This window comes from Streptomyces sp. NPDC058401, from assembly GCF_042722885.1.
In the GTDB taxonomy this organism is placed as follows: Bacteria; Actinomycetota; Actinomycetes; order Streptomycetales; family Streptomycetaceae; genus Streptomyces.
The window spans coordinates 1-8,246 of the sequence record NZ_JBHXKA010000215.1 but is presented as its reverse complement, the minus strand read 5'-3'; the positions used below and the strand labels follow the sequence as shown (position 1 = coordinate 8,246).

Sequence of the window (8,246 nt, the reverse complement as noted above, 5' to 3'; positions counted from 1 at the left end):
GGCCGTGGCGGTTGTTTATATTTACACCGGGGGGGCGCCGCGGGGGGGTACTCGGGCCCGATGGTATGACTTTGTGTGCGGGGGGCCCCCGCTAACGCGGGGGTGCCCGGGCCCGGGCGCCGTACGGCCCCGGGACCATCCATACAGATCCGCACCGGTCCACATCGGCCGACACCAGCCGGATTCGCTCGCACTGGCGACCAGTTCGAACGTCCGTGCGTCAGCCCGTCACACCCGGATACCCCTCGGCATCCCCGCCCACACCCCTCCTCAGGTCAGCCCGTCAGCGCGTCAGCGCTTCGCCACGAACACGTGGGAGGCGATGTCGGAGTCCAGCTCCGCGGCCTCGCCCCCACTGCCGACCAGCACACCGCCGGGCGACTCGGTCACGCTGACCACCGAACCGGGCTGCACGCCCGCCCGGCGCAGCGTGTACATCAGCTGCGCGTCCGTCTGGATCGGCTCGCCGATCCGGCGGATCACCACGGTCTTGCCCTCCGCGCCCGGATCCAGCTCGGAGAGGCTGACCATGCCCTCCTCCAGGAACGGATCGGCCTCGGCCTTCTCGCCGAGCTCCTCCAGCCCCGGGATCGGGTTGCCGTACGGCGATTCCGTCGGGTGGCGCAGCAGCTCCAGCACCCGCCGCTCCACCGCCTCGCTCATCACGTGCTCCCAGCGGCAGGCCTCGGCGTGCACCTGCTCCCACTCCAGGCCGATGACGTCGACGAGCAGACACTCGGCGAGCCGGTGCTTGCGCATGACGCGCGTCGCCAGCTTGCGGCCCTCGTCGGTCAGCTCCAGGTGCCGGTCACTGGCTACGGCCACCAGGCCGTCGCGCTCCATCCGCGCCACCGTCTGGCTCACCGTCGGGCCGCTCTGGTCGAGCCGCTCGGCGATGCGGGCGCGCATGGGGACCACACCTTCCTCTTCCAGTTCGAGGATGGTGCGGAGGTACATCTCCGTGGTATCGATCAGTCCGGACATTCGTGCCCCTCGGATTGCGTGCGCTGGCCCTGCCCCCAATTCTGACCCATCGCGCCGACAACCGTCCCGTGTAGGACGTCAAGGGCCCTTCCGGACTGCCTCGAAACGCCCCCCGAGCCCCTCCGGTCACCTCTCATTACGCCGCCCACCGGGCCTTTCGACCCCTGGATGGAAGTTCGTATTGACACGCCCTTGGTCCAGACCGCACGGTGAGCGGCGGACACGGACGACAACCTCACCCACTCCCACCCCGGAAGGCCATCGGCGTATGAGCGAGAGCAAGCTGGCCGGTCAGTTCTTCGACGCCGCGATCGGCCTGTTGGAGCGGGTACGGGACGAGGAGTCCGGCCGCATCAACGAGGCCGGGACCGTCATCGCGGACGCCGTGGCCGCCGGGAACAAGCTCTTCGCCTTCGGCGCCGGGCACTCCTCGCTGCCCGCCCAGGACGTGGTCTACCGGGCCGGCGGACTCGCCCTGATGAACTTCCTCGCCGTACCCGGCACCGCCGGCATCGACGTCATGCCGGCCACCCTCGGCAGCGCCCTGGAGCGCGTCGACGGCCTCGCCGGGGCGGTCCTGGACAGCAGCCCGGCCAGTGACGGCGACGTCCTGGTGATCATCTCCCTCTCCGGGCGCAACGCGCTGCCCGTCGAGATGGCGATGAACGCCCGCGCGATCGGTCTCAAGGTCATCGGCGTCACCTCGGTGGCCTACGCGACCGACACCAAGTCCCGCCACGTCTCCGGAACCTTCCTCAAGGACCACTGCGACATCGTCCTCGACAGCAAGATCGCGGTCGGCGACGCCGAGCTCACCCACGAGGGCATCGAAGCCCCCTTCGCCCCCGCCTCCACCGTCGTGACCAGCGCGATCATGCAGGCGGTCATGGCCGCCGCGGCCGGCGAGCTCGTCGCCCGCGGGGTCGAACCGCCGCTCCTGCGCTCGGGCAACGTGGACGGCGGCCACGAGTGGAACGGCCGCGTCATGCAGGAGTACGGCGACCGGATCTTCTTCCGCCACTAGACCGGCTCCGGGCCGGCTCCGGCGCCCGATCTCCTACGCCGTGTGCAGGCCCCGGACCACCAGGTCCAGATCCAGGTCCGCCGCGACACGCGCCGCCACCTCCTCCGCGTACGCCGCGTCCGCCCGCTCGAAGGCGGGCCTGGACGGCCCCCGCAGGAACGTCAGCGTCCCCAGGCTCCGGCCCCGGCTGCGCAGGACCGTGCACAGGGCGTGCGCCGCGCCCTCGGGCCAGCGCCGGATGCCCGACCAGGCCCCGTCGGCCTGCCCGTGCGGCGCGCTGGCCCGTACCGACCCGGCCCGGTCCAGCGCCTGCAGCGCCGGGTGCCCGGGCTCGTAGCGCACGGGGATCGCCCCGGGTTCGGGCAGCCCCGGCAGGCCGGGCGGGGACGCCGCCCAGCGCAGCAGCCGCGCGGGCGCAGGCTCCCGTAGCGGCTCCAGTACGTCCACCAGCGCGTGCTCGGCGAAGCCCGCCAGGGCGAACTCCAGCCGGACCGCCGCCGCCTCGGCCGGATCCTCGCACTCGGCGGCGGCCCGCCCGGCCCGGTACAGCTGGTGGGACCGGAACCGCAGCTGCGCCGTGTCCAGCTGCGCCTGGCGGGCCTCGGTGACGTCCTGGAACAGCAGCGCGACCCCGAGCGGTACGGGTTCCTCCGCGAGCGGCGACGCCAGGCGCAGGAACCCGCACCGCCAGCACCGCCGCCGCACGCCCTCGGGGCCCCGTACGGACACCCACAGCTCCGCGGGCGCGGGGGGCGCGCCCTCGGCCAGCACGTGCTGCAGGGCCCCCTCCAGCTCCTCCACCCCCTGCGCCAGCAGCTCCCCCAGCGGCCGCCCGAGCAGCGCGGTGCGGCCGGAACCGAAGGCGCGGGCGGCGTGGACGTTGACGACGGCGGGCCGCAGGTCCACGTCGACGAGCACGACCCCCCAGGAGGCGTCCTCCATGAGCGCCTCGCTCAGCGCGATGGAACGCTCCAGGTCGATCTGCGCGTGCACCTCGCTGAAGGCGCAGTACACCCCGGCCGGTTTCCCGTCGGCGCCCGGCACCCCCGCGGACTGGGTCCGCACGAGCACCCGCCCGCCGTCCTTGGTCAGCAGCGCGAACTCGTGCACCTGCCGGCCCGGCACGTCCTGGGCCGCCATCAGCCTGTCCTGCACGTCCTGCGCGTCGGCGGCCCGCACGGCCCACCCGGCGAACCCCTTGCGCCCCACGGCCTCGATCGCAGACCACCCCAGGATCCGCTCGGCCTCACGGTTCCAGTGGGTGATCACGCCATCGGCATCGAACGCGCACAGGGCCGCGTCCATCCCGTCCAGCAGCGCTGCGAGCAGATCGTCGGCGGTCTCACTACGTCCGGATGCAGTCACCTGGGCCCCCTGCAGGTGTTCGCGTGTGCGGCACGTCACGTCATTGAACTCGAACGTGACGCAGCCCACACGGGTTTCTGCGGATTGGGACGATAAATCCGGTCAGGAGCCGGTCAGGAAGACGATCAGGGCGAGCACCACGAGGACGATGCCCGTCACCACCGCGTACCGGTGCCCGCTCTCCCACCGCGCCGCCTGCCGGGCGATGCGCGGCTCGGCCTGCGGGTCGGGTGCCCAGTCGGCCCGGCGGTGCTCCGTCAGGAGGGACCTCAGTCCCTCGACCTCCTGCTCGACGCCCGTCATCTCGTTGTCGTCCAGGAACGGCAGGATCATCCGCCGGCCGTCGGTGCGGTAGAGGTACGCGGAGGTGCCGGGCGCGATGCCCCGATCCCCGGGAGGGGCGTTCACGGTCCGGATGTCGTGGATGTCGTCCCAGGCGAAGCGGCGGACCCGGAACGTGCGGCGCACGATGATGCCCTGGCGGTCGACGGTGGCGAAGCAGCGCGTGCGGACGTACAGGGCCCCTGCGCAGAAGCCCGCCAGCAGGACGCCGAGCAGCGCCGTCCCCCAGCCGGGCACGGACGTCTCCACCCCGACCTTCAGGAGGAAGAGCCCGAAGCTCCCGAACAGGAGAACTCCGAGCCCCCAGGGCGGCTTCGCCCGGTAACGGCGTGGCAGTGCGATGTCCGGCATGAACTCCCCCTTGGATCTTGCTCCCCGACGGGCGTCATCCTGCTCCTCCCCCGGCAATAAATAAACGGTTGTGGGGGCGGGGGGACGTGCCTAGGCTCTGTCTCACACGAGAAGGGAGGTGGTTGCCGCAATGTACGGAAACCGGACGCGTGAGGTGGCTGCGGGCTAAAGCGCCCGTTGTCGCACGCACCCAGTGCGGTGCCCGGCGGAGTCGCCGGCGCCAATCCCAAGCAGTCACCCGACCCGCGAGCTCGCCGGTACGTCCGGCCGGCTTCCCCCACTGCAGGGGGGAAACCCGAGCTCGCGGGTCGCCTGCGTTTCAGGCCCCCTACGGGGTCACGGGCAGAGGCGTTCCACGCGCCAGGTGCCGGCCTCCAGGACGTAGCGGAGGCGGTCGTGGAGGCGGTTCTCGTGGCCCTGCCAGAACTCCACCGCGTCCGGGACCACCCGGATGCCGCCCCACTGCGGGGGAACCGGAACCTGTTCGCCCTCCGGGTAGCGGGCTTCCAGCTCGGCGTAGCGGCGGTCCAGTTCCGCGCGGGAGTCGATCACCGCCGACTGTTCGCTGGCCCAGGCGCCCAGCTGGGAGCCGTGGGGGCGGGAGCGGAAGTACGCCGCCGTCTCGTCCCGGCCGATGCGGGAGGCCGTGCCGGTGACGATGACCTGGCGGGCGATGGGGTGCCAGGGGAAGAGCAGCGAGGCGGCGGGGTTGGCGGCCAGTTCGCGGCCCTTGCGGGAGCCGTAGTTCGTGAAGAAGACGAACCCGCGCTCGTCAAACTGCTTCAACAGGACCGTGCGCGTACTGGGCCGGCCGTCGGGGGTAGCGGTCGCGACGACCATCGCGTTGGGTTCGAATACGTTGGCCTCCGCGGCGTCCCGGAACCAGCGCGCGAACTGGCCCATCGGCTCTTCGGCGAGGCTCTCCTCGGCGACGAGCTGGGAGCGGTACTGCTTGCGCATGTCGGCAGGGTCAAGGTGCTGATCGGTCACGCGGCCATCCTGCCGCAGCCGGGCGTCCGGGACTGTGCCGTATGTCACGCTTCCCCGCGCCAAGCGGAACGTACAAAATCTTGGGGCCGGTCCGACGGTCCCGAACGGATGACCATCGGCCGTGCCGGGCATCAACGGGGATGACCGCGCCGGACCGCGAATCACGCCGGGAGCCGCGCGTGTTCGCACTATTTGAGGAGCCGCCTGATGTCCGACTTCGTACCCGGTCTCGAGGGAGTCGTCGCGTTCGAAACGGAGATCGCCGAACCCGACAAGGAGGGTGGTTCGCTGCGCTACCGGGGCGTCGACATCGAAGACCTCGTGGGCCACGTCTCCTTCGGGAACGTCTGGGGCCTGCTGGTCGACGGTGCCTTCAACCCCGGTCTGCCGGCCGCCGAGCCCTTCCCGATCCCGGTGCACTCCGGTGACATCCGGGTCGACGTGCAGTCCGCACTCGCCATGCTCGCCCCCGTGTGGGGTCTGAAACCGCTGCTCGACATCGACGAGCGGACCGCGCGCGACAACCTCGCGCGGGCCGCCGTGATGGCGCTGTCGTACGTGGCCCAGTCCGCCCGCGGCCAGGGCCGGCCGATGGTCCCGCAGAGCGAGATCGACAAGGCCGAGTCCGTGGTCGAGCGGTTCATGATCCGCTGGCGGGGCGAGCCGGACCCGCGCCACGTCAAGGCCGTCGACGCCTACTGGACCTCCGCCGCCGAGCACGGCATGAACGCCTCGACCTTCACCGCGCGCGTCATCGCCTCGACGGGTGCCGATGTCGCGGCAGCCCTGTCGGGCGCCGTGGGTGCCATGTCCGGTCCGCTGCACGGCGGGGCGCCCTCGCGCGTCCTCGGCATGATCGAGGAGATCGAACGCACCGGCGACGCCGTGGCGTACGTGAAGAAGGCCCTGGACAAGGGCGAGCGGCTGATGGGCTTCGGGCACCGCGTCTACCGCGCCGAGGACCCGCGCGCCCGTGTGCTGCGGCGTACGGCCAAGGAGCTGGACGCCCCGCGCTACGAGGTGGCCGCCGCACTGGAGAAGGCCGCCCTGGAAGAGCTGCACGCACGCCGTCCCGACCGGGTGCTCGCGACGAACGTGGAGTTCTGGGCCGCGATCATGCTGGACTTCGCGGAGGTGCCGGCGCACATGTTCACCTCGATGTTCACGTGTGCCCGTACCGCCGGCTGGTCCGCGCACATCCTGGAGCAGAAGCGCACGGGCCGCCTGGTCCGCCCCTCCGCCCGCTACACCGGGCCCGGCGTGCGCAACCCGCGCGAGATCGCGGGCTACGCCGACATGGCCGAGACCGCCTGAGCGAACGACCGCGCCGGCTGCCCCCGCACAGGGCCGCCGCTCGTGCCGGGCGCCGCATCCCCCCGGGGTGCGGCGCCCGTCGCGTTCCCGGGACGGTCAGCCCAGCTCCGAGTCGAGGATCCGGGCCCACTGGGCGACCACCCGCGCCCGGCGGGCCGTGTCGTCGCTCAGCACATTGGCCAGACCCAGGCCGCGGGCCATGTCGAGCAGGCCCTGCACGGTCTCCCGTACGCCCGGTACGGACTCGTCCGCGCCCAGCAGCTCCACGGCCAGGCGGTGGGTCTCACGGCCCACCCGGCCCTCCAGCTCGGCCACGCGCGGGCGCAGCTGCTCCTCGTGGGAGGCCGCCACCCACAGCTGGAGGGCGGCACGGAACATCGGGCCGGTGTAGAGGTCGATGAGCGCCCCCACGACCTCTGCGCGGGGCGCCGCGGTGCCGCCGTGCGGGAACAGGTCCAGCAGCGCGGTGGAACGCACCTCGGCCATGTACTCGACGGCCGCCGTGAAAAGTTCCTCGCGGGTACGGAAGTGGTGCTGGGCCGCGCCGCGCGAGACACCGGCGCGTTCGGCGACCACGGCGACGGTGGATCCGGCCCAGCCCTGCTCGGCGAGGCAGGAGACGGCGGCCTCCAGGAGGTGGCGGCGGGTCACGCGGCTGCGGGCCTGCTTGGGGGCGCTCTGGCCGGGCTGGCCCGTCGGGCCGGGTTCCGTGGTCACCGGAGCCATGACGGGTCCCTTCGCTCGAAGCGGGCGCTGATGCCCTCGCGGGCCTCGGCGGAGGCGAAGTGCAGGGCCGACAGCTCGGCGAGAGCGGCCCCGTCCCGCTCCAGGGCGGCCCGTACCGGGGCGGTGACCAGCCGTTTCGTCGCGGCCAGAGCCTCGGGGCCGGCCTTGAGCAGGCCCTCCAGGACCGGGGCCAGGAGCGTGTCCAGATCCTCGGCGTCCGCGCCCTGGAGGGTGAGCAGGCCGATGCGGGCCGCCTCGGCGGCGTCGAACACCTCGGCGGTGAGGAAGTAGCGGGCCGCCGCCCGGGGATCCAGGCGCGGAAGCAGCGGCGCGGAGATCACGGCCGGGACGACGCCGAGGTGCGTCTCCGTGAAGGCGTACGTCGACGCCTGCGAGGCGGCCGCGATATCGCAGACGCCGAGCAAGCCGAGGCCGCCGGCCCGGACGTGGCCCGTGACCCGGGCGACGACGGGCTCGGGCAGTCCGGCGATCTCCCGGAGCAGGGCCAGGAAGTCCGCCGGTTCGCAAGGCGACTTGAGGTCGGCGCCGGCGCAGAAAGTATTGCCCGTGTGGGTGAGGACCACGGCCCGGGTGGACTTGTCCGCCGACGCGGTGGCGAGGGCTGCGCGGAGTTCCCGGACCAGGGGGGCGGAAAGGGCGTTGCGGTTGGCCGGGGAGTCGAGGGTGAGGGTGGTGAGGCCGGGCGTTCGCGCGGCGTGGACCAGTGCGGGCATGTCTCCTCCGGAGGGGGTGGTCGATCGGTCATGGCCCCTCCGGGGAGGGTATGCGGGCCGCCTGCGGCGAGCTCGGCTGGGCCGGGTCGCCCCGCACCCCTACGGGGCGAAGCCCCCGCCGCACCCCTCACCGCTGCGCGGAGCGAAGTCCCCCTTGCCGCTGCGCGGGGCGAAGTCCCCGCAGCGACCCTTACCGCTGCGCGGGCCGAAGCCCCCCAGCGACCCTTGCCGCTGCGCGGGGCGAAGTCCCCGCAGCGACCCTTGCCGCTGCGCGCGGCTGTCCCCTACCCGCCCTTCCACCGTTCCCCGGGCGCCGCCCGGACCCGCGCCTCAAACGCCGGCGGGGCTGGGGACTGCCTCCGGGCGCTGCCCGGACGCGGTCCTCAAACGCCGGACGGGCTGAGGAGGGGTACCGT

At 72.7% G+C, this 8,246-nt stretch carries 8 protein-coding genes; 2 read left to right on the top strand and 6 right to left on the bottom strand.

The genetic code is table 11. The features are described from left to right. Window positions 1-291 precede the first annotated feature (291 nt). Entirely contained in the window at window positions 292-984 is a 693-nt protein-coding gene (locus tag ACFWNV_RS38205; RefSeq protein WP_274548200.1) for a metal-dependent transcriptional regulator, read from the bottom strand. 268 nt (window positions 985-1,252) lie between these two features. Between ACFWNV_RS38205 and ACFWNV_RS38200 the strand changes: the two genes are divergently transcribed. Then, window positions 1,253-2,008, top strand: coding sequence for an SIS domain-containing protein (locus ACFWNV_RS38200; RefSeq protein ID WP_383956479.1), 756 nt, complete (start codon window positions 1,253-1,255; stop codon window positions 2,006-2,008). Between the two features lie 33 nt (window positions 2,009-2,041). On the opposite strand, the gene ACFWNV_RS38195 is transcribed toward ACFWNV_RS38200, so the two are convergent. The 3 genes from ACFWNV_RS38195 to pdxH form a co-directional block, all read right to left on the bottom strand. Continuing rightward, on the bottom strand, window positions 2,042-3,373 hold the full coding sequence (locus ACFWNV_RS38195) for a PAS domain-containing protein (RefSeq protein WP_383956476.1): 1,332 nt from the start codon (window positions 3,371-3,373) through the stop codon (window positions 2,042-2,044). Between the two features lie 102 nt (window positions 3,374-3,475). Then, the gene (locus ACFWNV_RS38190) at window positions 3,476-4,066 is read right to left on the bottom strand and encodes a PH domain-containing protein (protein ID WP_383956473.1); all 591 of its coding nucleotides are present in this window, start codon (window positions 4,064-4,066) and stop codon (window positions 3,476-3,478) included. Window positions 4,067-4,402: 336 nt separating this feature from the next. Next, complete coding sequence (pdxH, locus tag ACFWNV_RS38185) at window positions 4,403-5,026, bottom strand: pyridoxamine 5'-phosphate oxidase (protein ID WP_383956482.1); 624 nt, start codon at window positions 5,024-5,026, stop codon at window positions 4,403-4,405. Between the two features lie 237 nt (window positions 5,027-5,263). Here pdxH and ACFWNV_RS38180 point away from each other — a divergent pair, with 237 nt between their 5' ends. Next, a complete protein-coding gene (locus ACFWNV_RS38180; RefSeq protein WP_383956471.1) occupies window positions 5,264-6,370 on the top strand; it encodes a citrate synthase 2 in 1,107 nt (368 codons plus the stop codon). A 96-nt stretch (window positions 6,371-6,466) separates the two neighbouring features. On the opposite strand, the gene ACFWNV_RS38175 is transcribed toward ACFWNV_RS38180, so the two are convergent. Next, on the bottom strand, window positions 6,467-7,096 hold the full coding sequence (locus tag ACFWNV_RS38175; RefSeq protein ID WP_383956469.1) for a TetR/AcrR family transcriptional regulator: 630 nt from the start codon (window positions 7,094-7,096) through the stop codon (window positions 6,467-6,469). Continuing rightward, the gene (locus tag ACFWNV_RS38170) at window positions 7,084-7,830 is read right to left on the bottom strand and encodes an enoyl-CoA hydratase family protein (protein ID WP_383956466.1); all 747 of its coding nucleotides are present in this window, start codon (window positions 7,828-7,830) and stop codon (window positions 7,084-7,086) included. Before ACFWNV_RS38170 ends, ACFWNV_RS38175 begins: the two co-directional genes overlap by 13 nt. Window positions 7,831-8,246 lie beyond the last annotated feature (416 nt).

Excerpts from the sequence above, each read along its gene's own strand:
- ACFWNV_RS38175 (WP_383956469.1), bottom strand. The coding sequence starts at position 7,096 with ATGGCTCCGGTGACCACGGAACCCGGCCCGACGGGCCAGCCCGGCCAG.
- ACFWNV_RS38205 (WP_274548200.1), bottom strand. The coding sequence starts at position 984 with ATGTCCGGACTGATCGATACCACGGAGATGTACCTCCGCACCATCCTC.
- ACFWNV_RS38190 (WP_383956473.1), bottom strand. The coding sequence starts at position 4,066 with ATGCCGGACATCGCACTGCCACGCCGTTACCGGGCGAAGCCGCCCTGG.
- ACFWNV_RS38200 (WP_383956479.1), top strand. The coding sequence starts at position 1,253 with ATGAGCGAGAGCAAGCTGGCCGGTCAGTTCTTCGACGCCGCGATCGGC.
- ACFWNV_RS38180 (WP_383956471.1), top strand. The coding sequence starts at position 5,264 with ATGTCCGACTTCGTACCCGGTCTCGAGGGAGTCGTCGCGTTCGAAACG.
- ACFWNV_RS38170 (WP_383956466.1), bottom strand. The coding sequence starts at position 7,830 with ATGCCCGCACTGGTCCACGCCGCGCGAACGCCCGGCCTCACCACCCTC.
- pdxH (WP_383956482.1), bottom strand. The coding sequence starts at position 5,026 with ATGCGCAAGCAGTACCGCTCCCAGCTCGTCGCCGAGGAGAGCCTCGCC.